The following is a 26474-nucleotide window of genomic DNA, read 5'->3' on the forward strand; positions in this document are numbered from 1 at the left end:
TGTCGTTACTCAACAGACTGCGGACGGGTAGCCGGTGCCGTCGCCTGATGCGTTGCACTGTGGCCACCGGCAGAGCCTTTACCGTCAAAGTTGAACGCAGGGCGGACCCAGTCACTGTGACGCGGTGCTTCCGGCACATATTCCGGCGCAGGTGCGCGAGTCATCGGGGCTGTCGCAACGTGAGCAGGGGCCGGCGCTGTGATTACCGGCTCGGCTTTCACTTCTGGCTCTTCTGCTTTCGCGGCTTCACGCACCGGTTCGACGTCAATTTCAACGTCCTGAACCACGTCTTCAGTCACGGTTTCAACAACCACGTCCGGTGTCTCTTCTATCGCTGCTGCTGGCTGAACCTCAGCAACAACGTCTTCAGCGACCACGGTATCTTCTTCAGCAATAAGCTGCGGTGCGGCGTCAACCGGCGCGGCAATCACTTCAGGGTGCGTGGTTTCAACGTCTACTGCATGAGGCGCTTCTGACTCAACGGCCTGTGGTTCAACCACGATAGCGGCTTCACTTACCGCTTCTTCAGTTGCGGTTACCGGGGCAATCACCTCTTCGGTGACAGCCTGTTCTTCCACAATCTGCTCCTGACGAGCAATCGGGTAGCGGATCCAGACTTTACCGGATGCCATTTCAGGAGACGCGCACGCCACGGTTAATGGCATTGGCGACTGTGTCGGGTAACGCTCATCGCGATAACGACGACGGCGTTGACCGCTGACGCGCAGGTGACGCGGAGAACGGCGTGAACGACGTGGCATACCCGCGTTATCACGGCCTTCACCGTTATCGTCTTGCTCAGCGTTGTTTTCGACGACGGCAGGCAGATCCACTTTCGCAAGTTGGGTGCCTGGTGCAGTGTCACTTGCTTCTGCAGGGACGATGACGGTCTCTTCCACCGGCAGGGCACCTACACGCACTTTCTGTGACAGCTGGCGCTGCTTACGACGCGGCATAACCTGAGTACGTTCTTCCTGCTCGCTTTCCTGTTGTTCAACAGGCTCTTCGCGGTTCAGGTTTTTGACTTCCTGCTGCGCCTGGCGCTTCTCGTCGTTACGACGACGGCTACGCTCACGGCGTGGCTGCTGCTCGTCGCGCTGTTTGCTCTTCTCAGACTCATCGCCCGCCTGCTGGCGAATTTCACGATCTTCAACATTCTGCGGTTGCTTCTCGCGACGGTTGCGACGGTTGTCTTCGCGTTGCTCACGACCCTCATTATTGTCCGAACGGTTGTCACGGCGTTCGTTACGGTCATTACGATCGTTACGGTCACGGCGGTTGTTCTTACGTTTACGACGGTCCTGCTGACGTTCAGGTTTCGCTTCTTTCGGTGCTTCTTTCGGTTGCTCAGGCTGCTGGACTTCTTCGCCTGCAAACATCTTTTTCAGCGCACCGAAGAGGCGGCTCAGCAGACCCGGTTGTTCTGGCTGGGCTTTGACCGCAACGGCTTCTGGTTTTTGCGCAACCGGTTTGGTCACAGGTTTTTCCAGTGCCGTTTCTGGCGGAGCTTCAGGCATGATGAAGGTCGCTAAGGCTGGCTGCTCTGGCAGTTTGCGCTCGGCAGGTTCTTCATCGGAAGGCAGCGCCATCTCTTCTTCATGCAGTTTAGGCAGCAGATAGCTGAGCGTGCTGGTCTCTTCACCCTTACGGACACGCAGCACGTGGTAGTGCGGGGTTTCCATCTGATCGTTAGGCACGATGATGCAGCGAACATCGCCCTGGCGTGATTCAATTGCGCTGACGGCTGCACGTTTTTCGTTCAGCAGGTAGGACGCAATTGGCACGGGAACAATGGCATGAACCTCTTTGGTGTTCTCTTTCAGCGCTTCTTCTTCAATCAGACGCAGAATAGAGAGGGACAGAGATTCGTTATCACGAACGGTACCAGTACCGGAGCAGCGCGGACAGACGTGATGGCTGGATTCACCGAGTGAAGGGCTCAGACGCTGACGGGACATCTCCAGCAAGCCGAAGCGTGAGATATGGCTAATCTGGATACGAGCACGATCCTGACGTACCGCTTCGCGCAGACGGTTTTCAACCGCACGCTGGTGGCGAACCGGGGTCATGTCGATAAAGTCGATAACAATCAGACCACCCAGGTCACGCAGGCGGAGCTGGCGGGCGATTTCATCAGCGGCTTCAAGGTTGGTGTTGAAGGCGGTCTCTTCGATATCACCGCCGCGCGTAGCACGTGCGGAGTTGATGTCGATGGCGGTCAGTGCTTCGGTCGTATCAATAACGATAGAACCACCGGATGGCAGACGCACTTCACGCTGGAAAGCGGATTCAATCTGCGATTCGATCTGATAATGGCTGAACAGCGGGATTTCACCGGTGTACAGTTTAATTTTGCTGGTGAAATCCGGACGACCCAGCGCAGCAATGTGCTGGCGCGCCAGCTCAAGCACTTTCGGGTTATCGATCAGAATCTCACCGATGTCCTGACGCAGGTAGTCACGGAAGGCACGCACAATCACGTTGCTTTCCTGGTGAATCAGGAACGGCGCTGCGCGGCTTTCTGCTGCTTTCTGGATTGCTTCCCAGTGCTTCAGACGGAAGCTTAAGTCCCACTGCAGCGCTTCGGCAGATTTGCCGACGCCTGCGGTACGCACGATAAGCCCCATGCCGTCAGGCAGCTCAAGACTTGCCAGCGCTTCTTTCAGCTCGGTACGGTCATCACCTTCAATGCGGCGAGAGATACCACCGGCACGCGGGTTGTTTGGCATCAGAACCAGATAACTTCCCGCAAGACTGATAAAGGTGGTCAGTGCGGCACCTTTGTTGCCACGCTCTTCTTTATCAATCTGAACAATGACTTCCTGACCTTCACGCAGCACATCTTTGATGTTTGGGCGGCCATGGGAGTTATAGTTTGCAGGGAAATATTCGCGGGCGATTTCTTTCAGAGGGAGGAAACCGTGACGCTCAGCACCGTAATCGACAAATGCAGCTTCAAGGCTTGGTTCAATGCGGGTGATTTTACCTTTGTAAATGTTCGCTTTTTTCTGTTCGTGTCCAGGACTTTCGATATCCAGATCGTACAGGCGCTGCCCATCCACAAGGGCGACACGCAACTCTTCTTGCTGAGTTGCGTTGATTAACATTCTTTTCATCGTAACTTACTCGTTATTCTTACATTGACGACAAAGCTGCGGGCAAGGTGACGCTTTCCGGGGTATGAACCGATGGCCTCGTGTCTATTCACGTCGCCAACCTCACGGTTGTCGCTCGCTTAAGAGGCGCAGAGTGTCGGTTGCCTGTATTTCATACGGAAACACAGCGCAATTATCAGGGGAATTGCCTGGGTAGAACTCTCCAGAGAACAATCCTTATACCGGGAAGTACTGCAACCCGCAGCCCGCTAACTGCCTGAAAGATCAATACGTCTTACGCCATTGCTGCGTGGATGATCGGTCAGACAAAATTGGTCATTCCGTCGAGATCCTTACTTAACCAGGATTTAACACGGAAAACGAGTTCATTATTCCACTGCTCGCCGGGTTATAGCAAGATGACTTTTACCAATTATCACCCGGTTACTCACAGTTTCTTCACTTCAAGGCGGTGATTGGTTTAATAACCACCAAATCGATTGCGTGAAACAGGGGACAGGCCGGATAAAAGTAAATATAAGCATAGAAAAATGAGTGGCGCTAATGGCTGACGATATTTAGAATCGCCAACCATGAAAACAGAGACTCCAGCCGTAAAAATGGTTGCCATCGCGGAAGACGACGCGGGGCAACGTATCGATAACTTTTTGCGCACCCAACTCAAAGGCGTGCCAAAGAGCATGATTTACCGCATCCTGCGCAAGGGTGAAGTGCGGGTTAACAAAAAACGCGTGAAGCCTGAGTACAAACTCGAAGCCGGTGATGAAGTGCGTATCCCGCCGGTCCGTGTTGCGGAACGCGAAGAAGAGGTCGTTTCACCCAGGTTGCAGAAAGTGGCCGCCCTGAGTGACGTTATCCTTTATGAGGATGATCATATCCTGGTGCTGAATAAACCGTCAGGTACCGCTGTCCATGGCGGGAGTGGTCTCAGCTTTGGCGTGATTGAAGGCCTGCGTGCGCTGCGCCCTGAAGCCCGTTTCCTTGAACTGGTTCACCGTCTCGATCGCGATACCTCCGGCGTGCTGCTGGTCGCAAAAAAACGTTCTGCCCTGCGTTCCCTGCATGAGCAGCTGCGTGAAAAAGGGATGCAGAAGGATTATCTGGCGCTGGTTCGCGGCCACTGGCAGTCCCACGTTAAGACGGTGCAGGCACCTTTGCTGAAGAATATTTTGCAAAGCGGTGAGCGCATTGTACGTGTGAATCAGGAAGGGAAGCCGTCTGAGACGCGTTTCAAAGTGGAAGAGCGCTATGCGTTCGCCACGCTGGTGCGCTGCAGCCCGGTAACCGGCCGTACCCACCAGATCCGCGTACATACGCAGTATGCCGGTCATCCGATCGCATTTGATGACCGCTATGGCGACAGGGAGTTTGATAAGCAACTGGCGGGCACCGGGTTGTCACGCCTGTTCCTGCATGCGGCGGCACTGACGTTCACTCACCCGAATACCGGCGAAACAATTCGCATTGAAGCCCCCCTTGATGAGCAGTTAAAACGCTGCCTGAAGGTGCTGCGCGGCTGATTTGGCTGGCACTTACCGGCCTGAGGTCTCTCAGGCCGGTAAGTGATGCATCAACCGTAATACTCACATCTTCAGTGGATTACACTCCTCGCGTCTGAGCATCTGGCACAATGCTATCAACGGCAACCCAACCAGCGTGTTTGGGTCACGTCCGTCCAGCTTGTCGAACAGGGCAATCCCCAGACCTTCACTTTTGAAGCTTCCGGCGCAATTGAGCGGTCGCTCCCGACGCACATAGTCGGCGATTTCCTGCTCACTAAGATGGCGAAAATGGACGTCGAAAGGTTCGCATTCGGTTTGCAGGTGACCCGAGGCGGAGTTGTAGAGTGCCAGACCCGTATAAAAGGTGACGATATTGCCCCGCGCTTGCATAAGCTGCTGGCAGGCATTCGCTTCAGTGTGCGGCTTTCCGGTGATAACACCGTCCAGCACACAAACCTGATCGGAGCCTATAATCAAATGCGAAGGGTAGCGTGCGGCAAGTGATTGCGCTTTCTCCTTCGCAAGACGGGTGACCAGGTGACGCGGTGATTCGCCCGGCTGCGGCGTCTCGTCAACTTCCGGCGCCGCGCATTCAAACGGGATCCCGAGCTTTTCCAGCAACATTCGGCGGTAGGGTGAGGTGGAGGCAAGAACGAGATTTGGCATATTTTTATCACCAGATATAGCGTATCGATGCCAGCCATTTTAAACTACAGGCCGCAATGTGTGCGAATAATTGGCAAAAGGCAGCTGTGGTTGCCTTTTTCTTTGACTATATGACGTTACAAAGTTAATATGCGCGCCCTATGCAAAAGGTAAAATTACCCCTGACTCTTGATCCGGTTCGCACGGCTCAAAAACGCCTCGATTACGAAGGTATTTATACTTCCGATCAGGCTGAGCGTGTCGCCGAATCCGTAGTCAGTGTGGACAGTGATGTAGAATGCTCCATGTCGTTCGCTATCGATAACCAGCGTCTCGCCGTTTTAACCGGTGATGCAAAGGTGACGGTAACCCTCGAATGTCAGCGTTGCGGGAAACCGTTTGTACAGCATGTTCACACAACGTATTGTTTCAGTCCGGTCCGTTCTGACGAACAGGCTGAAGCACTCCCGGAAGCGTATGAACCGATTGAAGTTAATGAATTCGGTGAAATCGATCTTCTGGCTCTGGTTGAAGATGAAATCATCCTCTCCTTGCCAGTCGTTCCGGTGCATGAATCTGAACACTGTGAAGTGTCCGAGGCGGACATGGTCTTTGGGGAACTGCCTGATGAAGCGCAAAAACCAAACCCATTTGCCGTATTAGCCAGCTTAAAGCGTAAGTAATTGAGGAGTAAGGTCCATGGCCGTACAACAGAATAAACCAACCCGTTCCAAACGTGGCATGCGTCGTTCCCATGACGCGCTGACTGCAGTTACCAGCCTGTCTGTAGACAAGACTTCTGGTGAGAAACACCTGCGTCACCACATCACCGCTGACGGTTTCTACCGCGGCCGCAAGGTTATCACTAAGTAATCACGCGTCAGCGTGATTAGGCTTAGTGAGGATTTCCCCGTGCAAACGGGGAATTTACCGAACCAGGCTGTGACGATACCTTGACACGTCTAACCCTGGCGTTAGATGTCATGGGAGGGGATTTTGGCCCTTCCGTGACAGTGCCTGCAGCTTTGCAGGCACTGAATTCTAATTCGCAACTCACACTTCTTTTAGTCGGCAATCCCGACACAATCACGCCATTACTTGCAAAAGCTGACTTCGAACAACGTTCGCGTCTGCAGATTATTCCTGCGCAGTCAGTTATTGCCAGTGATGCACGTCCATCGCAGGCGATTCGCAATAGCCGGGGCAGTTCTATGCGAATGGCGCTGGAGCTGGTGAAGGAAGGACGCGCGGAGGCTTGCGTCAGTGCGGGAAATACCGGCGCGCTGATGGGGCTGTCGAAATTGTTGCTCAAACCTATTGAAGGTATTGAGCGTCCGGCGCTGGTGACGGTATTACCGCATCAGCAGAAGGGCAAGACGGTGGTGCTCGATTTGGGTGCTAACGTCGATTGTGATAGTACAATGCTGGCTCAGTTTGCCGTGATGGGGTCGGTGCTGGCAGAAGAAGTGGTCGGGATAAACAATCCCCGTGTTGCGTTATTGAACATCGGTGAAGAAGAGACCAAAGGCCTGGACAGTATTCGCGAAGCTGCCGAATTGCTCAAACAGGTTCCCTCCATCAACTATATTGGTTATCTCGAAGCCAATGAGTTGCTGACGGGGAAAACGGATGTTCTGGTGTGTGATGGCTTCACCGGGAACGTAACGTTGAAGACCATGGAAGGGGTCGTGCGAATGTTTCTCTCACTGCTTAAATCGCAGGGAGAAGGCAAAAAAAGCGCCTGGTGGTTGATTTTATTAAAGCGTTGGTTACAAAAAAGCCTGACGCGGCGATTCAGTCACCTCAACCCCGACCAGTATAATGGCGCCTGTCTGTTAGGATTGCGCGGCATCGTGATTAAGAGTCATGGTGCCGCCAATCAGCGAGCATTTACTGTCGCCATTGAACAGGCAGTGCAGGCGGTGCAGCGACAAGTCCCTCAGCGGATTGCCGCTCGCCTGGAATCTGTATTAGCTAAAAGTGACTGAGCGTACATGTATACGAAGATTTTAGGTACCGGCAGCTACCTGCCAAAACACGTGCGTACCAACGCCGATCTTGAAAAAATGGTAGATACGTCTGACGAGTGGATTGTCACGCGCACAGGTATCCGTGAACGTCGTATTGCCGCGCCAGACGAAACCGTTTCGACCATGGGTTACGAAGCCGCGCAGCGTGCTATCGAAATGGCGGGCATTGATAAAGATCAGATTGGCTTGATCGTGGTTGCCACGACCTCTGCCACGCATGCCTTCCCAAGCGCAGCGTGCCAGGTGCAAAACATGCTCGGCATTAAAGGCTGCCCGGCATTTGATGTTGCCGCAGCGTGCGCTGGGTTCACCTATGCGCTGAGCGTTGCCGATCAGTATGTTAAATCCGGTGCCGTGAAATATGCGCTGGTCATCGGTGCTGACGTGCTGGCACGTACCTGCGATCCAACCGATCGTGGGACGATCATTATTTTTGGTGATGGTGCGGGCGCGGTACTGCTCGGTCAGTCCGAAGAGCCGGGCATCATCTCTACGCATCTGCATGCCGATGGCAGCTACGGCGAATTACTGACCCTGCCTAACGCCGATCGCGTTAATCCGGATAACGCTATTTACCTGACGATGGCGGGTAATGAGGTGTTCAAGGTGGCGGTGACTGAGCTTGCGCACATTGTCGATGAAACGCTGGAAGCGAATAACCTTGACCGCTCCGCACTTGACTGGCTGGTGCCGCATCAGGCGAACCTGCGTATCATCAGCGCGACCGCTAAAAAGCTGGGCATGTCGATGGATAATGTTGTGGTGACGCTGGATCGTCACGGCAATACCTCTGCGGCGTCAGTACCGTGCGCATTTGATGAAGCGGTACGTGACGGACGAATCAAACGGGGCCAGTTGGTCTTGCTTGAAGCCTTTGGTGGCGGGTTCACCTGGGGTTCCGCGCTGGTTCGTTTCTAGTATAAGGATTAAATAATGACGCAATTTGCTTTTGTGTTCCCGGGCCAGGGTTCTCAGGCCGTTGGGATGTTGTCTGAAATGGCAGCAAAGTATCCGGTTATCGAAGAGACTTTCCGTGAAGCTTCCGCTGCGCTGGGTTATGATTTGTGGGCGCTGACCCAACAGGGACCGGCCGAAGAGCTGAACAAAACCTGGCAGACTCAGCCAGCGCTGTTGACGGCGTCCGTTGCGCTGTGGCGTGTCTGGCAGCAGCAGGGCGGTAAAGCGCCAGCGCTGCTCGCGGGCCATAGCCTGGGTGAATACTCTGCGCTGGTGTGTGCCGGTGTTATCGCGTTTGCTGACGCGGTGCGTCTGGTTGAACTGCGCGGTAAGTTCATGCAGGAAGCAGTACCTGAAGGCACCGGTGGCATGTCTGCTATCATCGGCCTCGATGATGCTGCGATTGCAAAAGCGTGTGAAGAATCCGCTGAAGGTCAGGTGGTGTCTCCCGTTAACTTCAACTCGCCAGGCCAGGTGGTTATCGCCGGTCATAAAGACGCGGTTGAACGTGCTGGTGCAGCCTGTAAAGCTGCAGGCGCGAAACGCGCTCTGCCGCTGCCCGTCAGCGTACCGTCCCACTGCGCACTGATGAAACCTGCTGCCGATAAACTGGCCGTTGAGCTTGAAAAAATTACTTTTAACACACCGACAATCTCCGTTGTGAACAACGTCGATGTGAAATGCGAAACCTCGCCGGACGCTATCCGTGATGCGCTGGTTCGCCAGCTCTACAGCCCGGTACAGTGGACCAAAACCGTTGAGTTTATGGCCTCTCAGGGCATTGAGCATCTGTATGAAGTCGGCCCAGGTAAAGTCCTCACCGGTCTGACAAAACGTATTGTTGACACCCTGACTGCTTCGGCAATTAACGAGCCGGACGCGATGTCAGCGGCACTCTCGCAATAAAAGAGGAATACCATGAGTTTTGAAGGAAAAATTGCCCTGGTCACTGGCGCAAGCCGCGGTATCGGGCGTGCAATTGCTGAAACACTGGTTGCGCGCGGCGCGAAAGTGATTGGTACAGCAACCAGCGAGAATGGCGCTAAGGCCATCAGCGAGTATCTGGGTGCGAACGGTAAAGGTCTGGTTCTGAATGTGACCGAACCTGCATCTATCGAATCTGTTCTGGAAAATATTCGCGCAGAATTTGGCGAAGTGGATATTCTGGTAAATAATGCCGGGATCACTCGTGATAACCTGTTAATGCGAATGAAAGACGACGAGTGGAACGATATCATCGAAACCAACCTGTCATCTGTATTCCGTCTGTCAAAAGCGGTAATGCGCGCTATGATGAAAAAGCGTCATGGTCGTATTATCACTGTCGGTTCTGTGGTTGGTACCATGGGAAATGCTGGTCAGGCTAACTACGCTGCGGCGAAAGCAGGTCTGATCGGTTTCAGTAAGTCGCTGGCACGTGAAGTTGCGTCCCGCGGTATTACTGTAAACGTTGTTGCTCCGGGCTTTATTGAAACGGACATGACGCGTGCGCTAACTGATGAGCAGCGTGCGGGTACGCTGGCAGCTGTTCCAGCGGGCCGCTTAGGCGACCCTAAAGAAATTGCCAGCGCGGTTGCATTTTTAGCCTCTGACGAAGCGGGTTACATCACTGGTGAGACCCTCCACGTCAACGGCGGGATGTACATGGTTTAATCACGATGAAAAATATTTGCGTTATTAGGGCGAATGGCCTCAAAATAACGTAAAATCGTGGTAAGAACTGCCGGGATTTAGTTGCAAATTTTTCAACATTTTATACACTACGAAAACCATCGCGAAAGCGAGTTTTGATAGGAAATTTAAGAGTATGAGCACTATCGAAGAACGCGTTAAGAAAATTATCGGCGAACAGCTGGGCGTTAAGCAGGAAGAAGTTGTGAACTCCGCTTCCTTCGTTGAAGACCTGGGCGCAGATTCTCTTGACACCGTTGAGCTGGTAATGGCTCTGGAAGAAGAGTTTGATACTGAGATTCCGGACGAAGAAGCTGAGAAGATCACCACCGTTCAGGCTGCCATTGATTACATCAACGGTCACCAGGCGTAAGTGAACATCTCCAGGCGGTCATTCGACCGCCTGAGTTTTATCTTTTTTGTCCCACGAATCCCTTTTTATCCCTCCCTGGAGGACAAACGTGTCTAAGCGTCGTGTAGTTGTGACCGGACTTGGCATGTTGTCTCCTGTCGGCAATACCGTAGAGTCCACCTGGAAAGCTCTCCTTGCCGGTCAGAGCGGCATCAGCCTAATCGACCATTTCGATACTAGCGCCTATGCAACGAAATTTGCTGGCTTAGTAAAGGATTTTAACTGTGAAGAGATCATCTCGCGCAAAGAACAGCGCAAGATGGATGCCTTCATTCAATATGGAATTGTCGCTGGCGTTCAGGCCATGCAGGATTCTGGCCTTGAGATTACGGAAGAGAACGCAACCCGTATCGGTGCCGCTATCGGTTCCGGGATTGGCGGTCTGGGTCTGATCGAGGAAAACCATACATCTCTGATGAATGGCGGCCCGCGTAAAATCAGCCCGTTCTTCGTTCCGTCCACGATTGTTAATATGGTGGCAGGTCATCTGACCATCATGTTCGGCCTGCGTGGGCCAAGCATTTCTATCGCTACCGCATGTACCTCTGGCGTGCATAACATCGGCCAGGCCGCGCGCATGATTGCGTACGGCGATGCAGATGCTATGGTTGCGGGCGGTGCGGAAAAAGCCAGTACTCCGCTGGGAGTGGGTGGCTTTGGTGCAGCGCGTGCGCTGTCTACCCGCAACGATAACCCGCAGGCGGCAAGCCGTCCGTGGGACAAAGACCGTGACGGTTTCGTGCTGGGTGACGGTGCGGGTATGATCGTACTTGAAGAGTACGAACATGCTAAAAAACGTGGCGCGAAGATTTATGCTGAAGTTGTCGGCTTCGGGATGAGCAGCGATGCATACCACATGACGTCACCACCAGAAAATGGTGCGGGCGCCGCGCAGGCAATGGCCAACGCGATTCGCGACGCGGGTCTTACCCCGGAGCACATCGGTTACGTTAACGCGCACGGTACTTCTACGCCTGCAGGCGATAAAGCAGAAGCTCAGGCTGTTAAGTCTATCTTCGGCGAATACGCCAGCCGCGTGCTGGTGAGCTCCACGAAATCCATGACCGGTCACCTGTTGGGTGCGGCGGGTGCAGTAGAGTCTATCTACTCTATCCTTGCGCTGCGCGATCAGGCTGTTCCGCCAACCATCAACCTGGATAATCCGGATGAAGGTTGTGACCTGGACTTCGTTCCTCACGAAGCGCGTCAGGTAAGTGGTATGGAGTACACCCTGTGTAACTCCTTCGGCTTTGGTGGTACTAACGGTTCACTGATCTTCAAAAAGATCTGAGCCTGACTGCATCATGGCGATTAAAAAAGGTCCGCTTGTCGGGCCTTTTTTATTAAGCCTAATCTTCTTGTCGGCTGCATGGCATCCTGCCAGACTAAATGCCCACGCATAAGGAGCCACCATGTTTTTAATCAATGGCCTTGAGCAAAACACGCTGCCTGCTGGTGACAGGGCAACTCAGTTTGGTGATGGCTGCTTTACGACAGCGCGCATTCTCGACGGCAATGTCTGCCTGCTCGAGGCGCACCTTCGTCGTCTTCAGCAGGGTTGTGAAGCCTTGATGATCCCCTTCACGCACTGGGACACATTGCGTCAGGAGATGTGCCAGCTGGCGGCCGGGAAGCAAAGCGGTGTTCTGAAGGTGATTATCAGCCGCGGCAGCGGTGGCCGGGGATACAGCGGTACAGCTTGCCAGCACCCAACGCGGATCCTTTCGGTGTCTGCCTGTCCTGCTCATTATCTGCGCTGGCGTGAAGAGGGCGTTACGCTGACGCTCAGCCCGGTACGTCTGGGGCGAAACCCTATGCTTGCCGGTATAAAACACCTCAACCGCCTTGAACAGGTACTGATTCGCACTCATCTTGAACAGACGGACGCTGATGAGGCGCTGGTTCTTGACAGCGAAGGGTTTATTACGGAATGCTGTGCGGCTAATTTACTCTGGCGGCAGGGGAACGATGTTTATACGCCGTCGCTCGAGCAGGCCGGCGTCAACGGGATTATGCGTCAGTTTTGTTTGCAGCAGCTGGCACACTCTGGCTTTCGCGTTGTCGAAGTGAACGCGAGAGAAGAGGCGCTGCACCAGGCTGATGAAATTATCATCTGTAATGCGCTGATGCCGGTTGTACCCGTCCGCGCGTATGGTCAATACAGCTTGTCCTCGCGCGAGCTGTTTCAGTTTTTAGCCCCGATATGTGAGCAAACCCGATAGTCATGAAGAAAATGTTGCGCTTTGTCCTCCTCCTTATCGTTGCGCTGGGTGTTGCCGGCGGAGCGGGAGTGTGGAAAGTTCGTCAGCTGGCGAACAGTAAGATCCTGATTAAAGACGAGACGATTTTTACCCTGAAAGCGGGGACGGGCCGCCTGGCGCTTGGCGAACAGCTTTATGGCGACAAGATCATTAACCGTCCGCGCGTGTTTCAGTGGCTGTTACGTATCGAGCCTGAACTGTCTCATTTCAAAGCCGGTACCTATCACTTTACGCCGGGGATGACCGTCAAAGAGATGCTTCAGCTGCTGGAAAGCGGTAAAGAAGCGCAGTTCCCGCTGCGTTTTGTTGAGGGGATGCGCCTGAGCGATTATCTCGAGCAACTGCGCGATGCTCCGTACATTAAGCATACCCTGAAAGATGACCGCTATCAGACGGTGGCCGAGGTACTGAAATTTGAACACCCTGAGTGGGTGGAAGGCTGGTTCTGGCCAGACACCTGGATGTACACCGCAGGCACGACCGATGTGGCTATTCTCAAGCGGGCGCATAAAAAGATGGTAGCAGCCGTCGATTCCGCCTGGGAAGGGCGCATGGACGGCCTGCCATACAAAGATCAAAACCAGTTTGTCACGATGGCCTCAATTATTGAGAAAGAGACGGCCGTCGCCGCCGAACGCGATCAGGTGGCATCGGTCTTCATTAACCGTCTGCGTATCGGCATGCGTCTGCAAACGGACCCCACCGTCATCTACGGAATGGGCGAGAGTTATACCGGTAAGATTTCAAGAAAAGATCTGGAGACGCCAACGGCGTATAATACCTACGTGATTAGCGGTCTGCCGCCGGGCCCGATTGCCACGCCGAGCGAGGCTTCCCTGCGTGCGGCTGCGCATCCTGCTAAAACACCGTATCTCTATTTTGTGGCTGATGGAAAAGGGGGGCATACCTTTAACACCAACCTTGCCAGCCATAATCGCTCCGTTCAGGACTATCTGAAGGCACTTAAGGAAAAAAATGCGCAGTAAATACATTGTCATTGAGGGACTCGAAGGGGCGGGTAAAACCACGGCCCGCAATGTGGTGGTGGATACGCTCAAATCGCTTGGCGTTGCGGACATGGTATTTACCCGCGAGCCCGGCGGTACGCAACTGGCCGAAAAGCTGCGAAGCCTGGTGCTGGATATCAAATCCGTTGGTGACGAGGTCATCACAGATAAAGCAGAAGTATTGATGTTCTACGCGGCGCGTGTGCAGCTGGTGGAGACGGTCATTAAACCGGCCCTGGCTAATGGCAAGTGGGTAATTGGCGATCGTCACGATCTGTCGACCCAGGCTTATCAGGGCGGTGGGCGTGGTATTGACCAGACGATGCTGGCCACGCTGCGCGATGCGGTGCTGGGTGATTTTCGCCCTGACCTGACGCTCTATCTGGATGTGACGCCGGAAGTGGGTCTCAAGCGCGCCCGTGCTCGCGGTGAGCTGGACCGCATTGAGCAGGAGTCCCTTGATTTCTTTAACCGTACCCGCGCGCGCTATCTGGAACTGGCGGATCAGGATGGCAGTATTCGCACCATTGATGCGACGCAATCCCTGGAAGAGGTCACCCGCGCTATTCAGAAGACGGTTACGCAGTGGCTACAGGAGCAACAGGCATGAAATGGTACCCATGGTTGCGCCCGCATTTTGAAAAGCTGATCGAAAGCTATCAGGCTGGTCGGGGGCATCATGCGTTACTGATTCAGGCACTGCCGGGAATGGGGGATGATGCATTGATTTACGCCATCACCCGCTTCCTGATGTGTCAGCAGCCGCAAGGCCATAAAAGCTGTGGTAAATGCCGTGGCTGCCAGTTAATGCAGGCGGGCACGCACCCTGACTATTACACGCTCGAGCCTGAGAAGGGCAAAAGCGCGCTCGGTATTGATGCCGTGCGTGAAGTCAGTGAAAAATTGTACGAACATGCGCGGCTCAGCGGCGCAAAAGTCGTCTGGCTCAAAGACGCAGCACAGCTTACCGAGGCGGCGGCGAATGCGCTGCTTAAAACGCTGGAAGAACCGCCAGAGAAAACGTGGTTCCTTCTCTCATGTCGTGACCCGGGGCGTTTGCTGGCAACGCTGCGCAGCCGTTGTCGTCTTCACCACCTCGTTGTGCCTCAGGAATCATGGGCGCTGAGCTGGCTTGAACGAGAAGTGACAACGTCACAGGAAGGGGTGCTCTCTGCGTTGCGCCTGAGCAGCGGTGCGCCCGCGGCGGCGCTGGCATTACTGCAGCCAGAGGTCTGGTCACAGCGAGACGCGCTCTGCCGGGCCGTTGAGTCTTCCATCACCAGCCGCGACTGGCTAAGTTTATTGCCTGCGCTTAACGGCGAGCAGGCCGCGGAACGTCTGCACTGGCTGGCTTCCTTACTTCTGGATGCGCTCAAACTCCAGCAAGGGGCAACGCTACTGACCAACCCGGACGTCTGGCCGCTGGTTAACACGCTGGCGAACGGCCTGTCAGGCGCATCATTACACGCTATCCTTCACGATATCTGTGAGAGTCGTGAACAACTTTTAACAGTGACCGGTCTTAATCGCGAGCTTTTACTGACCGACCAGTTGCTGCGTATCGAACATTACCTGCAACCAGGCGTGACACCGCCTGTTTCCCATCTCTGAGAGAGACATTATGTTTTTAGTCGACTCACACTGCCATCTTGATGGCCTGGATTATCAATCCCTGCATAAAAACGTGGACGACGTGCTGGCCAAAGCCGCTGCCCGTGATGTGAAGTTTTGCCTTGCCGTGGCGACAACGCTACCGGGGTATCGCGCCATGCGTGAGCTGGTGGGCGAGCGCGAGAACGTTGTTTTCTCCTGTGGCGTGCATCCGCTCAATCAGGATGAAGAGTACGACGTTGAGGAACTGCGCCGGCTGGCCGCAGAAGAGGGCGTCGTGGCGATGGGGGAAACCGGGCTGGATTACTACTACACGCCGGAAACGAAACCGCGCCAGCAAGCGTCCTTCCGCCATCATATTCGCATTGGTCGCGAGCTCAACAAGCCGGTGATTGTCCATACCCGTGATGCGCGCGCCGATACGCTGGCGATCCTGAAGGAAGAAAAGGTGACGGATTGCGGTGGCGTACTACACTGTTTCACAGAAGACAGAGAAACAGCGGGTAAACTGCTTGATTTAGGGTTTTATATCTCGTTTTCGGGGATCGTGACGTTCCGTAACGCTGAGCAACTCCGCGAAGCTGCGCGCTATGTTCCGCTCGATCGCATCCTCGTGGAAACAGACTCTCCGTATCTGGCACCGGTGCCGCATCGCGGTAAAGAAAATCAGCCAGCCATGACGAGAGACGTAGCCGAGTACATGGCCGTGCTTAAAGGCGTCAGCATTGAAGAGCTGGCCCGCGTCACGACGGACAACTTCTCTACGCTGTTCCATATCGACCCCGCCCGCCTGCAATCTGTTTGATACGCCTGTTTTTTTTAGGCTCGTAATTAATACATAAAACGAGTAAAGTTCACCGCCTCATTTGGGGCGGTGAAGGTGTATTTAGACACATCCAGAAATGCTTTTTGTAAATAACTGAAAGTTTTTCGACCGTCTTAAGCTGAAACGTGATAGCCGTCAAACAAACTCAGAGGGAATTATTTTACTCTGTGTAATAAATAAAGGGCGCTTAGATGTCCTGTCCACGGCACGGTACTCCCCCCGGGCCAATGCGTGAAAGCGTAAAAAAAGCACAAATACTCAGGAGCACTCTCAATTATGTTTAAGAATGCATTTGCTAACCTGCAAAAGGTCGGTAAATCGCTGATGCTGCCAGTATCCGTACTGCCTATCGCAGGTATCCTGCTGGGTGTCGGTTCTGCTAACTTCAGCTGGCTGCCAGCCGTAGTTTCCCACGTGATGGCCGAAGCAGGCGGTTCCGTCTTTGCTAACATGCCTCTGATCTTCGCTATCGGTGTGGCGCTGGGCTTCACCAATAACGACGGCGTTTCTGCGCTGGCTGCAGTTGTTGCCTACGGCATCATGGTGAAAACCATGGCAGTGGTTGCGCCACTGGTTCTGCATTTACCGGCAGAAGAGATCGCTGCGAAACACCTGGCAGACACCGGTGTTCTGGGCGGTATCATCTCCGGTGCGATTGCAGCGTACATGTTCAACCGCTTCTATCGCATCAAGCTGCCTGAGTATCTGGGCTTCTTCGCGGGCAAGCGTTTTGTTCCGATTATTTCTGGCCTGGCAGCGATTTTCACTGGCGTGATCCTGTCCTTCATCTGGCCACCAATCGGTTCCGCGATCCAGACCTTCTCTCAGTGGGCTGCTTATCAGAACCCGGTTGTGGCGTTTGGTATCTACGGCTTCATCGAGCGTTGCCTGGTACCATTTGGTCTGCACCACATCTGGAACGTTCCATTCCAGATGCAGATTGGTGAATTCACCAACGCAGCAGGTCAGGTATTCCACGGTGATATCCCACGTTACATGGCGGGTGACCCAACTGCAGGTAAACTGTCTGGTGGCTTCCTGTTCAAAATGTACGGTCTGCCGGCAGCGGCAATTGCTATCTGGCACTCTGCTAAACCAGAGAACCGTGCAAAAGTGGGCGGTATCATGATCTCCGCAGCGTTGACCTCGTTCCTGACCGGTATCACCGAGCCGATCGAGTTCTCCTTCATGTTCGTTGCGCCGATCCTGTACATCATTCACGCGGTTCTGGCGGGTCTGGCGTTCCCAATCTGTATCCTGCTGGGTATGCGTGACGGTACGTCCTTCTCTCACGGCCTGATCGACTTCATCGTTCTGTCCGGTAACAGCAGCAAACTGTGGCTGTTCCCAATCGTTGGTGCGTGCTATGCCGTTGTTTACTACACCATCTTCCGCGTGCTGATCAAAGCACTGGACCTGAAAACACCAGGTCGTGAAGATGCGTCAGAAGACAGCAAAGCCACCGCGACAAGCGAAATGGCTCCGGCTCTGGTTGCCGCATTCGGCGGGAAAGAGAACATCACTAACCTGGACGCGTGCATCACTCGTCTGCGTGTTAGCGTTGCCGACGTCGCGAAAGTAGACCAGCCGGGTCTGAAAAAACTGGGTGCAGCAGGGGTTGTTGTTGCTGGTTCGGGCGTTCAGGCAATCTTCGGGACTAAATCCGATAACCTGAAAACCGAAATGGATGAGTACATCCGCAACAGCTAAGCTGTGACCTGGGGAGACTAAGGCAGCCAAATGGCTGCCTTTTTTATGGGTAGAAACTTAAAAAGAGTAATTGGCGCTGACGGAGACGTTCAGCGGCGCGCCATAGACAACGTATGACCCGACGTAGTCGTAGTATTTTTTATCAAACAGGTTGTTAACGTTGGCCTGCAAGGCCAGATCCCTGGTGATCTGATAACGGCTGAAGAGATTCACCAGCGCATAGCTGCCCTGTTCTGCACGGGACTGGCCTGCCGGGCCACCCTCCACATCCGTCCACACTTTATTCTGCCAGTTCACCCCGCCGCCCACCGCCAGTTCCGGCAGCATAGGCAATTGATAACGGGTAAACAGCTTCATGGTCGTGCGTGGCTGATCGGAACTGATGGCATTCCCGCGCTTATCTTCTGCAATAAACCGTGTCGCCCCGAAGGTTAACTGCCAGTTGTCGGTCAGTGCACCGTTTAGCTCAAATTCAATCCCTTTGCTGACCACGCCATCCAGTGATTCATAAATAGATTCACCGCTCGGCATATAGGTGTAGGTATTGCTTGCCACGTTATCCTGTTCAATACGGAAAACGGCCAGTGAGGTGGTCAGGCGGGTGTTGAACCAGTCCGCTTTCACCCCCGCTTCGTAGCTTTTCCCGGTCGTAGGGTCGAGGTAACGGCCGCTCGCGTCACGCTTGTCCTGTGGCTGGAAAATAGAGGTGTAGCTGACATAGGTCGACCAGTCTTCATTGATGTCATAAACCAGTCCTGCATAAGGCGTTACGTCATCTTTGGAGCTTTCCAGACGGGTATCCGGGGAACCTGCAGGGTTGTAGCGAATGTTATAGTTGGTGTAACGCGCGCCAAGGATCAGGTGCAGCGGGTCGGCCAGCGAGAATCGGGCCGAGGTATACGCCGATGACTGGCGAATGTCGTCCTGGCTATAGAGCTTCCACGGTGTCCACTGCGGGTCGGCGATTTTGCCATTCCAGTTTTTAAAATTACCCACATCCACCATACCGTATAACGCATTCGGCATGCTGTTATCGTAATGGTTACGCTGGCGGCTGAAGCTCCCGCCAAACATCATCTCATGCTGACGACCAAAAAGGCTGAAATCGCCACGCAGGAAGGCGTCGATGGCATCCTGCTTACGTTCACCACGGTTCCAGCCGCCGTAGCCGACCATACCCGCCCCGGTCTCTTTATCCGGATAGCCTGACATATACATCAGTTTGCTGTCGAAATGGGTTTCCGCATGCATGCCGTTGATGTGCGCTTCCCAGCCGTTGTCAAAACGTTGGGTCAGGTTGGCAAAGATACGGGTGTTGTCTTTATCCGAGTAAGCCCAGTCAGGCGCAACGGTCTGGCTGCGGTCGTAATGGGTTTTGCTTCCGTCGCTATACCAGGTTGGCAGACCGCCCCAGGTAGGATCGGCGGTGTAACTTTCCTGATATTCATAGCCTACGGAGAGGGTCGTGCTATCGGTGACGTCGGCATCCACCACGCCATAGAGGAATTTTTTACGGTAGTGGTAGTTATCCACAGCGCTGTCGTTGTCCTGGTAACCGGTGATCAGACGACCGCGCACCTTGCCGGACTCTACCAGCGGGGCCTGTAAATCCAGCACATAGCGCTGCTTGTCCCAGCTGCCGTAGCTGGCGGAGACGTTCCCTTTGAATACGTTACTGTCTGCGTGCTTGCGCACCATATTGACGTAGGCGGATGGGTTACCGGTGCCGGACATCAGCCCGGTAGCGCCGCGAACCACCTCTATACGGTCATAAATGGCGGTGTCGGCGGCGGTGTCGCCAAAGTTCCATACTTCGCTGATGGAGGTCGGCAGGTCATCGAACGCATAGTTACTGACGAAGAATCCGCGCGAGTAAAATACGGTGCGGTCGCTGTCCTGCACCTGGGCCGTTACGCCGGTGGTGTTGGTTAACACCTGGCCGACTGACTGCAGGTTCTGATCTGCCATGCGCTGCTGGCTAATCACGCTGACGGACTGGGGGATATCGCGGGGAACAAGTAACAGTTTGGTCCCGGTGGTGGTGGTTTTTACGCTGTAGTCCTGATCCTGTCCGCTGGAGGGATCCTGTGCGTTATCAAAGCCACCCTCCACAACTACCGTATCTTCGGTCGTGGAGGCGGCAAAACTGACGGTTGGCATCAATGCCATAGCAATACAGGCTGCCAGCAACGAAGGTGTTGCGACAGGCTGGCGTTGCCCATCCCTGGTATGAGTAATGAAAGACATCATCAAACCCTTAATGAATGGTGAAGGTGGTCTGCATCAGTCCCGCGTGTGCGGGCTAATGTCGTTTTCTATGTTGAAAATGCGCATGAAAATGCAAATGCGAAATATACGCATTGAGATTAACGGTGTAAACAGATGTGTCAAAAGGGACTGAAATAATGTTTCAGGCGATCGCGACGCGTCAGCGCTCACTCTCCAGGCAGCTGGAGGACATTCAGGAAAGAAATCGGTGGAGAAGGTTGAAAGGACAGGAGAATCTCGCTCATACTCTTGTGTTGTGTCACACAGTAATACTGAGAATGTGTTAATGGCGGCGCACTACGCCAGATTAAACAAAAAAGGAAAAGGTCATGGCTGAAGAAACGATTTTTAGTAAAATTATCCGCCGCGAAATCCCTTCGGATATCGTTTATCAGGATGAGCTGGTGACGGCTTTCCGGGACATTTCTCCTCAGGCTCCGACACATATCCTTATTATTCCTAATATTCTGATTCCGACCGTAAACGACGTAAAAACCGAGCATGAAGTAGCGTTAGGTCGTATGCTGACAGTGGCCGCAAAAATTGCTGAGCAGGAAGGGATTGCTGATGACGGTTACCGTCTCATCATGAACTGTAATCGCCACGGTGGTCAGGAAGTTTATCATATTCACATGCATCTGCTGGGTGGACGTCCTCTGGGGCCGATGCTGGCACATAAAGGTCTTTGACATGCTTAAAGGGCGTATTGCAGCGCTGGTAATGACGATGTTGATCGTAGGGTGCAGCACGCGTCCGGCGATCCCCGTCAGCGATGAACAGACGCTGGTGATGGAATCCTCCGTACTTGCTGCGGGCATCACGGCGCAACAACCTGCGTTGTCGATCAGTGAAATCAACTCTTCTGCTTCCTCTACGCTCTTTAATGAAAGACAAGAACCAGTGACGGTGCACTACCGTTTTTTCTGGTATGACGTACGAGGTCTTGAAATGCATCCGCTGGAAGCGCCGCGCAGCGTCACTATTCCGGCAAGATCGTCGGTAACGCTCTATGGCAGCGCCAACTATCTGGGTGCACATAAGGTGAGACTTTATCTTTATTTGTAAGGGGTGAACCTTGATTAAAAATTTGAGCCGTTATGCGCTCGTGACTGCTTTCGCTCTGTTCCTCGCAGGGTGTGTGACCCGAACTGAAGAACCTGCGCCTGTGGAAGAGGCCAAACCGGGTACCGAGCAGCCGACACAGCCAACGCAGCCGCCGCCAACCGTACCGACTGTGCCGTCTATTCCGTCGCAGCCAGGTCCAATTGAACATCCGGATCAGACATCGCAGCCTGCGCCGCGCGTTCGTCATTATGACTGGAACGGTGCGATGCAACCGATGGTCGGCAAAATGCTGCAGGCTCAGGGTGTGACCGCGGGCAGCGTATTGCTGGTTGATAGCGTGAATAACCGTACCAACGGTTCGCTGAACGCGGGCGAAGCGACAGAAACCCTGCGCAATGCCCTGGCCAATAACGGTAAGTTTACGCTGGTCTCGGCACAGCAGCTCGCGGTAGCCAAGCAGCAGTTGGGCCTGTCACCGCAGGACAGCCTCGGTTCACGCAGCAAGGCGATTGGGATTGCCCGTAACGTCGGTGCGCAGTATGTGCTTTACTCCAGTGCCACCGGTAACGTGAATACGCCAGCCCTGCAGATGCAGCTGATGCTGGTTCAGACAGGCGAGATTATCTGGTCAGGTAAAGGTGCCGTTACGCAACTCTGACTGTACGCGTGAAGAGATCCTGACGCGTTATTTTCCACAGTATCGCCTTATCGCGCCGCAGGCCCCTTCCGGGCTTGGCGGCGCGAGTTGCATTATAGAGCAGGGCGAGCAACGTCTGGTATTGCGGCAGAATCACGATCCCTTAGCGTCTTCATCCCATTTCCGCCGTCAGTTTCGGGCACTGAAACGTCTTCCGGCGGATCTGGTGCCAAAGCCCCGTTTTTACCGCCAGGGCTGGATGGCCGTGGAGTATCTGGCAGGGGAGATCGGCAACACGCTACCGGAAACGGCAGTGCTTGCGGCTATGCTCTGTCATCTGCACCGGCAACCGCGCCTGGGGTGGCGGGTGACGCTGCTGCCGTTGCTTGAACAATACTGGCAGCAGGCTTCGGCCGACAGGCGAACCCCATTCTGGCTGGCACAGCTAAAACGGCTGCGTAAAACGGGCGAACCGCAGCCGCTTCGGCTCTCGCCGCTGCATATGGATGTTCATGCCGGAAATATTGTTCATACGTCCCTCGGTGCGAGGCTTATCGACTGGGAGTATGCCGGTGACGGAGACGTGGCGCTGGAGCTGGCGGCCGTCTGGTCGGAAGATGATGCTGCGCGGCAGCGGCTCATCACCGACTACGCCCGGATAGCGCACATGAATGCCGACGCCCTGAGGCGTCAGGTGAGGCGCTGGCGACCGTGGGTCGTCATGCTGATGGCTGGCTGGTTTGAAATGCGCTTTCAGCAATCCCGAGATAAACAATTTATTGCGCTGGCAGATGATGCCTGGCGTCAGTTACAAACTAAAGGATAAGAGAGGTTGGTGTGGGTCCAGTCATGTTGGATGTAGAAGGGTTTGAGCTGGATGCGGAGGAGCGTGAAATTCTGGCGCACCCGCTGGTGGGAGGCTTGATCCTGTTCACCCGCAACTATCACGATCCAGCGCAGCTGCGAGAACTGGTGCGCCAGATCCGTGCTGCATCGCGCAATCATCTGGTGGTGGCCGTCGATCAGGAAGGCGGACGCGTACAGCGGTTCCGCGAAGGCTTTACTCGCCTGCCTGCCGCCCAATCTTTTGCGGCATTACTGGGCACGGAAGAGGGTGGCAAACTGGCGCAAGAGGCCGGCTGGCTGATGGCCAGCGAGATGATTGCCATGGATATCGACATCAGTTTTGCGCCGGTTCTGGACGTGGGGCATATCAGCGCCGCCATTGGCGAACGCTCATACCATGAAGATCCGCGTATTGCGCTGGCGATAGCGAGCTGTTTCATTGACGGTATGCACGACGCGGGAATGAAAACCACCGGGAAACATTTCCCGGGACACGGTGCGGTGACCGCCGACTCGCACAAAGAGACGCCGCGCGATCCGCGTCCGGAAGCTGACATTCGTGCCAAAGATATGTCGGTGTTCCGCTCCCTGATTACCGATAACAAGCTGGACGCCATCATGCCAGCACACGTGATTTACAGCGACGTCGACCCGCGTCCTGCAAGCGGGTCCGCGCACTGGCTGAAAACCGTTTTGCGTCAGGAGCTGGGGTTTAATGGCGTGATTTTCTCAGACGATTTGTCGATGGAAGGGGCGGCGATTATGGGCAGCTACGCCGAGCGCGGTCAGGCGTCGCTGGACGCAGGTTGCGATATGATCCTCGTCTGCAATAATCGTAAAGGTGCCGTCAGCGTGCTGGATAACCTGTCGCCGATCAATGCACAGCGTGTTACACAATTGTATCATAAAGGTTCATTTAGCCGTCAGGAGCTGATGGACTCGGCGCGCTGGAAGACGGTCAACGCGCAGCTTGAAGCCCTGAATGAACGCTGGCAGGCACATAAAGCCAGCCTGTAAATCCTCCCGGAAGGCGTAGCGTGGTGAGAAGACAATGATCATCTATTTACACGGTTTTGACTCAAACAGTCCTGGTAATCATGAGAAGGTCCTGCAGCTGCAGTTTATCGATCCGGATGTCCGGCTGATCAGTTACAGCACACGCCATCCAAAGCATGATATGCAGCACTTGCTCAAAGAGGTGGACAAGATGTTGCAGCTCAACATCGATGACCGTCCGCTGATTTGTGGCGTGGGATTAGGTGGCTACTGGGCAGAGCGGATTGGATTCCTGTGCGATATCCGCCAGGTGGTGTTCAATCCTAATCTTTTCCCGAATGAGAACATGGAAGGCAAAATTGACCGCCCTGAAGAGTATGTCGATATTGCCACCAAGTGCGTCAGTAATTTTCGGGAGAAAAACCGCGACCGTTGTCTGGTGATCTTGTCGCGTAATGATGAAGCCCTTAACAGCCACCGGGCGGCTGAGTTGCTGCATCATTACTATGAAATTGTCTGGGATGAAGAACAGACCCACAAATTCAAGAACATCTCCCCGCATTTGCAGCGGATCAAAGCCTTCAAAACCCTGGGCTAATCCACTGCGTACGACCGCCAGGCCCGGCCGCGAAAGCGCGCCGGGCTTTCTTTTTGTCCAGAATTGTCTACTTTTAAGCCATCAAAACTTGATGCATATCAATTTTGGTATGACCAATGCGCCTGACGTGGTATTCTCAATGCACCTGAATGGTTTCAGTGCTGTAACCTGTTGTTAATTAAGGGTTATTTTTATAACTTTTAATTAACAATTGGTTAATAATTTGAGGGGGTCACGTTGACTACGCCATTGAAAAAGATAGTGATTGTCGGCGGTGGTGCTGGCGGGCTGGAGCTGGCTACACAGTTAGGCAAGAAGCTCGGTCGCGGCAAAAAAGCCAAAATTACGCTGGTGGATCGTAACCACAGCCATCTGTGGAAACCGCTGTTGCACGAAGTGGCGACCGGTTCACTGGATGAGGGCGTGGACGCGCTGAGCTATCTGGCACATGCGCGCAATCACCATTTCCAGTTCCAGCTGGGCTCCGTGGTGGATATCAATCGTGAGAGCAAAACCATTACCCTGGCAGAGCTGCGCGATGAAAAAGGGGAACTGCTGGTTCCTGAGCGCAAACTGCCGTATGACACGCTGGTCATGGCGCTGGGCAGTACCTCCAATGACTTCAACACACCAGGTGTAAAAGAGCACTGTATCTTCCTCGATAACCCACATCAGGCACGTCGTTTCCACCAGGAAATGCTGAACCTGTTCCTGAAGTACACCAGCAATATGGGTGCGAACGGGAAGGTTAATATCGCGATTGTTGGTGGGGGGGCGACGGGCGTCGAGCTTTCTGCTGAGCTGCACAACGCGGTGAAACAGCTGCACAGCTACGGTTATAAAGGCTTAACCAATGACGCGCTGAACGTGACGCTGGTTGAAGCGGGTGAACGTATCCTGCCGGCGCTGCCTCCGCGCATTTCCGGTGCGGCGCATAATGAACTGACCAAGCTGGGCGTGCGGGTTCTGACCCAAACCATGGTAACCAGCGCGGACGACGGCGGCCTGCACACCAAAGATGGCGAGTACATCAAAGCAGACCTGATGGTCTGGGCTGCTGGCATCAAAGCGCCTGATTTTATGAAAGAGATTGGCGGGCTGGAAACGAACCGTATTAACCAGCTGGTGACCGAGCCGACCCTGCAAACCACACGCGATCCGGACATTTTCGCCATCGGCGACTGTGCTTCCTGCGCGCGTCCGGAGGGCGGTTTTGTGCCTCCGCGTGCTCAGGCAGCGCACCAGATGGCAAGCCTGGTACTGCACAATATTCTGGCGCAGTACAAAGGTAAGCCGATGAAAGCCTATGTCTATAAAGACCATGGTTCTCTGGTATCGCTCTCGAACTTCTCTACCGTCGGCAGCCTGATGGGTAACCTGATGCGCGGCTCTATGATGGTGGAAGGACGTATTGCACGCTTTGTCTATATCTCGCTCTATCGTATGCACCAGATTGCCCTGCACGGTTACTTCAAAACCGGGCTGATGATGCTGGTGGGACGAATCAACCGCGTTATTCGACCACGCCTGAAGCTGCACTAATATTCTCTCCCTCCGGGGCCTCCGGAGGGAATTTTTAGCATATCATGCTGCTCAACGTACATTGAGTGCTTAAGAGTTCTCCTAAACACGATATATCTCTCCTCCACGTCCACTTTTTGATCCTTTGTCTTATTGGCGAAGCGCGACCTGCATTGCAAAATTGTTACCAATAGCAACAAAGGAGGAAGTCCCGTGAATAAATCAATGTTGGCGGGTATAGGGATTGGCGTCGCTGCTGCGTTAGGTGTGGCTGCCGTTGCCAGTCTCAACGTACTGGATCGCGGCCCACAATACGCACAGGTCGTGTCTGCTACCCCGATTAAAGAAACCGTGAAAACGCCTCGTCAGGAGTGCCGTAACGTCTCCGTGACCCATCGCCGTCCGGTACAGGATGAAAACCGTATCGCCGGTTCAGTACTGGGTGCGGTTGCCGGTGGTGTGATTGGCCATCAGTTTGGTGGTGGTCGTGGTAAAGATGTGGCGACCGTGGTCGGCGCGCTGGGCGGCGGCTATGCCGGTAACCAGGTGCAGGGCGCTATGCAGGATAACGACACGTACACGACGACTCAGCAGCGCTGCAAAACCGTCTATGACAAGTCGGAGAAAATGCTGGGTTACGACGTGACGTACAAAATTGGCGATCAGCAGGGCAAGATCCGCATGGATAAAGACCCGGGCACTCAAATTCCGCTGGATGGAAACGGCCAGTTGGTACTGAATAACAAAGTGTAAAAAAGATGTTCTCTGAACTTAGCTCCTCAAGCGCTCAGGCTG

General features: G+C 54.1%; 26 protein-coding genes. 23 read left to right on the top strand and 3 right to left on the bottom strand.

Features of this window, described 5'->3' with window-relative positions:
- Positions 1–5: 5 nt before the first annotated feature.
- On the bottom strand, positions 6–3116 hold the full coding sequence (gene rne / locus BJP35_RS13335) for a ribonuclease E (protein WP_086463324.1): 3111 nt from the start codon (positions 3114–3116) through the stop codon (positions 6–8).
- Between the two features lie 572 nt (positions 3117–3688).
- Between rne and rluC the strand changes: the two genes are divergently transcribed.
- A complete protein-coding gene (gene rluC, locus BJP35_RS13345; protein WP_073395907.1) occupies positions 3689–4636 on the top strand; it encodes a 23S rRNA pseudouridine(955/2504/2580) synthase RluC in 948 nt (315 codons plus the stop codon).
- Positions 4637–4699: 63 nt separating this feature from the next.
- On the opposite strand, the gene BJP35_RS13350 is transcribed toward rluC, so the two are convergent.
- The gene (locus BJP35_RS13350) at positions 4700–5284 is read right to left on the bottom strand and encodes a nucleoside triphosphate pyrophosphatase (protein ID WP_032677877.1); all 585 of its coding nucleotides are present in this window, start codon (positions 5282–5284) and stop codon (positions 4700–4702) included.
- Between the two features lie 140 nt (positions 5285–5424).
- Here BJP35_RS13350 and yceD point away from each other — a divergent pair, with 140 nt between their 5' ends.
- The 14 genes from yceD (at position 5425) to ptsG (ending at position 17748) form a co-directional block, all read left to right on the top strand.
- Positions 5425–5946, top strand: coding sequence for a 23S rRNA accumulation protein YceD (gene yceD / locus BJP35_RS13355; RefSeq protein ID WP_014169570.1), 522 nt, complete (start codon positions 5425–5427; stop codon positions 5944–5946).
- 16 nt (positions 5947–5962) lie between these two features.
- Positions 5963–6136, top strand: a complete 174-nt coding sequence (rpmF, locus tag BJP35_RS13360) for a 50S ribosomal protein L32 (RefSeq protein ID WP_003857964.1) — start codon at positions 5963–5965, stop codon at positions 6134–6136.
- Between the two features lie 80 nt (positions 6137–6216).
- Positions 6217–7251, top strand: coding sequence for a phosphate acyltransferase PlsX (gene plsX / locus BJP35_RS13365; RefSeq protein WP_014169571.1), 1035 nt, complete (start codon positions 6217–6219; stop codon positions 7249–7251).
- A 6-nt stretch (positions 7252–7257) separates the two neighbouring features.
- Complete coding sequence (locus BJP35_RS13370) at positions 7258–8211, top strand: beta-ketoacyl-ACP synthase III (RefSeq protein ID WP_014169572.1); 954 nt, start codon at positions 7258–7260, stop codon at positions 8209–8211.
- Between the two features lie 15 nt (positions 8212–8226).
- Positions 8227–9156: an ACP S-malonyltransferase gene (fabD, locus tag BJP35_RS13375; protein WP_049022666.1), complete on the top strand. Its 930-nt coding sequence runs from the start codon at positions 8227–8229 to the stop codon at positions 9154–9156.
- 12 nt (positions 9157–9168) lie between these two features.
- On the top strand, positions 9169–9903 hold the full coding sequence (gene fabG / locus BJP35_RS13380) for a 3-oxoacyl-ACP reductase FabG (protein WP_014169575.1): 735 nt from the start codon (positions 9169–9171) through the stop codon (positions 9901–9903).
- Between the two features lie 154 nt (positions 9904–10057).
- On the top strand, positions 10058–10294 hold the full coding sequence (gene acpP / locus BJP35_RS13385) for an acyl carrier protein (protein WP_003857954.1): 237 nt from the start codon (positions 10058–10060) through the stop codon (positions 10292–10294).
- An 88-nt stretch (positions 10295–10382) separates the two neighbouring features.
- Complete coding sequence (gene fabF, locus BJP35_RS13390) at positions 10383–11624, top strand: beta-ketoacyl-ACP synthase II (protein WP_014169576.1); 1242 nt, start codon at positions 10383–10385, stop codon at positions 11622–11624.
- Between the two features lie 121 nt (positions 11625–11745).
- Complete coding sequence (gene pabC, locus BJP35_RS13395) at positions 11746–12555, top strand: aminodeoxychorismate lyase (protein WP_086463325.1); 810 nt, start codon at positions 11746–11748, stop codon at positions 12553–12555.
- 2 nt (positions 12556–12557) lie between these two features.
- On the top strand, positions 12558–13580 hold the full coding sequence (yceG, locus tag BJP35_RS13400; RefSeq protein ID WP_086463326.1) for a cell division protein YceG: 1023 nt from the start codon (positions 12558–12560) through the stop codon (positions 13578–13580).
- Positions 13570–14211 carry a dTMP kinase gene (tmk, locus tag BJP35_RS13405; protein ID WP_014169579.1) on the top strand — a complete coding sequence of 214 codons (642 nt, stop codon included), beginning with the start codon at positions 13570–13572 and terminating at the stop codon, positions 14209–14211. Before yceG ends, tmk begins: the two co-directional genes overlap by 11 nt.
- A complete protein-coding gene (gene holB, locus BJP35_RS13410) occupies positions 14208–15212 on the top strand; it encodes a DNA polymerase III subunit delta' (RefSeq protein ID WP_086463327.1) in 1005 nt (334 codons plus the stop codon). The genes tmk and holB overlap by 4 nt, the downstream gene beginning before the upstream one ends.
- 10 nt (positions 15213–15222) lie before the next feature.
- Positions 15223–16017: a metal-dependent hydrolase gene (locus tag BJP35_RS13415; RefSeq protein WP_014169581.1), complete on the top strand. Its 795-nt coding sequence runs from the start codon at positions 15223–15225 to the stop codon at positions 16015–16017.
- 297 nt (positions 16018–16314) lie between these two features.
- Positions 16315–17748: a PTS glucose transporter subunit IIBC gene (gene ptsG, locus BJP35_RS13420; protein WP_014169582.1), complete on the top strand. Its 1434-nt coding sequence runs from the start codon at positions 16315–16317 to the stop codon at positions 17746–17748.
- 57 nt (positions 17749–17805) lie between these two features.
- Here ptsG and fhuE read toward each other — a convergent pair whose 3' ends face one another.
- The gene (fhuE, locus tag BJP35_RS13425; RefSeq protein ID WP_086463328.1) at positions 17806–19995 is read right to left on the bottom strand and encodes a ferric-rhodotorulic acid/ferric-coprogen receptor FhuE; all 2190 of its coding nucleotides are present in this window, start codon (positions 19993–19995) and stop codon (positions 17806–17808) included.
- A gap of 350 nt (positions 19996–20345) precedes the next feature.
- On the opposite strand from fhuE, the gene hinT reads away from it, so the two are divergent.
- From hinT to BJP35_RS13465, 8 genes are all read left to right on the top strand, one after another.
- Positions 20346–20705, top strand: a complete 360-nt coding sequence (gene hinT, locus BJP35_RS13430) for a purine nucleoside phosphoramidase (protein WP_014169584.1) — start codon at positions 20346–20348, stop codon at positions 20703–20705.
- A 1-nt stretch (position 20706) separates the two neighbouring features.
- Complete coding sequence (locus tag BJP35_RS13435; RefSeq protein WP_014169585.1) at positions 20707–21081, top strand: YcfL family protein; 375 nt, start codon at positions 20707–20709, stop codon at positions 21079–21081.
- A 10-nt stretch (positions 21082–21091) separates the two neighbouring features.
- Positions 21092–21739 carry a penicillin-binding protein activator LpoB gene (lpoB, locus tag BJP35_RS13440; RefSeq protein WP_014169586.1) on the top strand — a complete coding sequence of 216 codons (648 nt, stop codon included), beginning with the start codon at positions 21092–21094 and terminating at the stop codon, positions 21737–21739.
- A complete protein-coding gene (gene thiK, locus BJP35_RS13445; RefSeq protein WP_032677888.1) occupies positions 21720–22544 on the top strand; it encodes a thiamine kinase in 825 nt (274 codons plus the stop codon). Before lpoB ends, thiK begins: the two co-directional genes overlap by 20 nt.
- A gap of 11 nt (positions 22545–22555) precedes the next feature.
- Positions 22556–23581, top strand: coding sequence for a beta-N-acetylhexosaminidase (gene nagZ, locus BJP35_RS13450; protein ID WP_020884661.1), 1026 nt, complete (start codon positions 22556–22558; stop codon positions 23579–23581).
- A gap of 34 nt (positions 23582–23615) precedes the next feature.
- Complete coding sequence (ycfP, locus tag BJP35_RS13455; protein ID WP_013097106.1) at positions 23616–24158, top strand: alpha/beta hydrolase YcfP; 543 nt, start codon at positions 23616–23618, stop codon at positions 24156–24158.
- A gap of 237 nt (positions 24159–24395) precedes the next feature.
- A complete protein-coding gene (locus BJP35_RS13460) occupies positions 24396–25700 on the top strand; it encodes an NAD(P)/FAD-dependent oxidoreductase (RefSeq protein ID WP_025204449.1) in 1305 nt (434 codons plus the stop codon).
- Positions 25701–25892: 192 nt separating this feature from the next.
- Positions 25893–26432, top strand: a complete 540-nt coding sequence (locus BJP35_RS13465) for a glycine zipper 2TM domain-containing protein (protein ID WP_008500779.1) — start codon at positions 25893–25895, stop codon at positions 26430–26432.
- Positions 26433–26474: the final 42 nt, after the last annotated feature.

This window comes from Enterobacter sp. J49 (assembly GCF_002148625.1).
Classification (GTDB): Bacteria; Pseudomonadota; Gammaproteobacteria; order Enterobacterales; family Enterobacteriaceae; genus Enterobacter; species Enterobacter ludwigii.

Excerpts from the sequence above, each read along its gene's own strand:
- rne (WP_086463324.1), bottom strand. The coding sequence starts at position 3,116 with ATGAAAAGAATGTTAATCAACGCAACTCAGCAAGAAGAGTTGCGTGTC.
- rluC (WP_073395907.1), top strand. The coding sequence starts at position 3,689 with ATGAAAACAGAGACTCCAGCCGTAAAAATGGTTGCCATCGCGGAAGAC.
- BJP35_RS13350 (WP_032677877.1), bottom strand. The coding sequence starts at position 5,284 with ATGCCAAATCTCGTTCTTGCCTCCACCTCACCCTACCGCCGAATGTTG.
- yceD (WP_014169570.1), top strand. The coding sequence starts at position 5,425 with ATGCAAAAGGTAAAATTACCCCTGACTCTTGATCCGGTTCGCACGGCT.
- rpmF (WP_003857964.1), top strand. The coding sequence starts at position 5,963 with ATGGCCGTACAACAGAATAAACCAACCCGTTCCAAACGTGGCATGCGT.
- BJP35_RS13370 (WP_014169572.1), top strand. The coding sequence starts at position 7,258 with ATGTATACGAAGATTTTAGGTACCGGCAGCTACCTGCCAAAACACGTG.
- fabD (WP_049022666.1), top strand. The coding sequence starts at position 8,227 with ATGACGCAATTTGCTTTTGTGTTCCCGGGCCAGGGTTCTCAGGCCGTT.
- fabG (WP_014169575.1), top strand. The coding sequence starts at position 9,169 with ATGAGTTTTGAAGGAAAAATTGCCCTGGTCACTGGCGCAAGCCGCGGT.
- acpP (WP_003857954.1), top strand. The coding sequence starts at position 10,058 with ATGAGCACTATCGAAGAACGCGTTAAGAAAATTATCGGCGAACAGCTG.
- pabC (WP_086463325.1), top strand. The coding sequence starts at position 11,746 with ATGTTTTTAATCAATGGCCTTGAGCAAAACACGCTGCCTGCTGGTGAC.
- yceG (WP_086463326.1), top strand. The coding sequence starts at position 12,558 with ATGAAGAAAATGTTGCGCTTTGTCCTCCTCCTTATCGTTGCGCTGGGT.
- tmk (WP_014169579.1), top strand. The coding sequence starts at position 13,570 with ATGCGCAGTAAATACATTGTCATTGAGGGACTCGAAGGGGCGGGTAAA.
- holB (WP_086463327.1), top strand. The coding sequence starts at position 14,208 with ATGAAATGGTACCCATGGTTGCGCCCGCATTTTGAAAAGCTGATCGAA.
- BJP35_RS13415 (WP_014169581.1), top strand. The coding sequence starts at position 15,223 with ATGTTTTTAGTCGACTCACACTGCCATCTTGATGGCCTGGATTATCAA.
- ptsG (WP_014169582.1), top strand. The coding sequence starts at position 16,315 with ATGTTTAAGAATGCATTTGCTAACCTGCAAAAGGTCGGTAAATCGCTG.
- fhuE (WP_086463328.1), bottom strand. The coding sequence starts at position 19,995 with ATGTCTTTCATTACTCATACCAGGGATGGGCAACGCCAGCCTGTCGCA.
- hinT (WP_014169584.1), top strand. The coding sequence starts at position 20,346 with ATGGCTGAAGAAACGATTTTTAGTAAAATTATCCGCCGCGAAATCCCT.
- BJP35_RS13435 (WP_014169585.1), top strand. The coding sequence starts at position 20,707 with ATGCTTAAAGGGCGTATTGCAGCGCTGGTAATGACGATGTTGATCGTA.
- ycfP (WP_013097106.1), top strand. The coding sequence starts at position 23,616 with ATGATCATCTATTTACACGGTTTTGACTCAAACAGTCCTGGTAATCAT.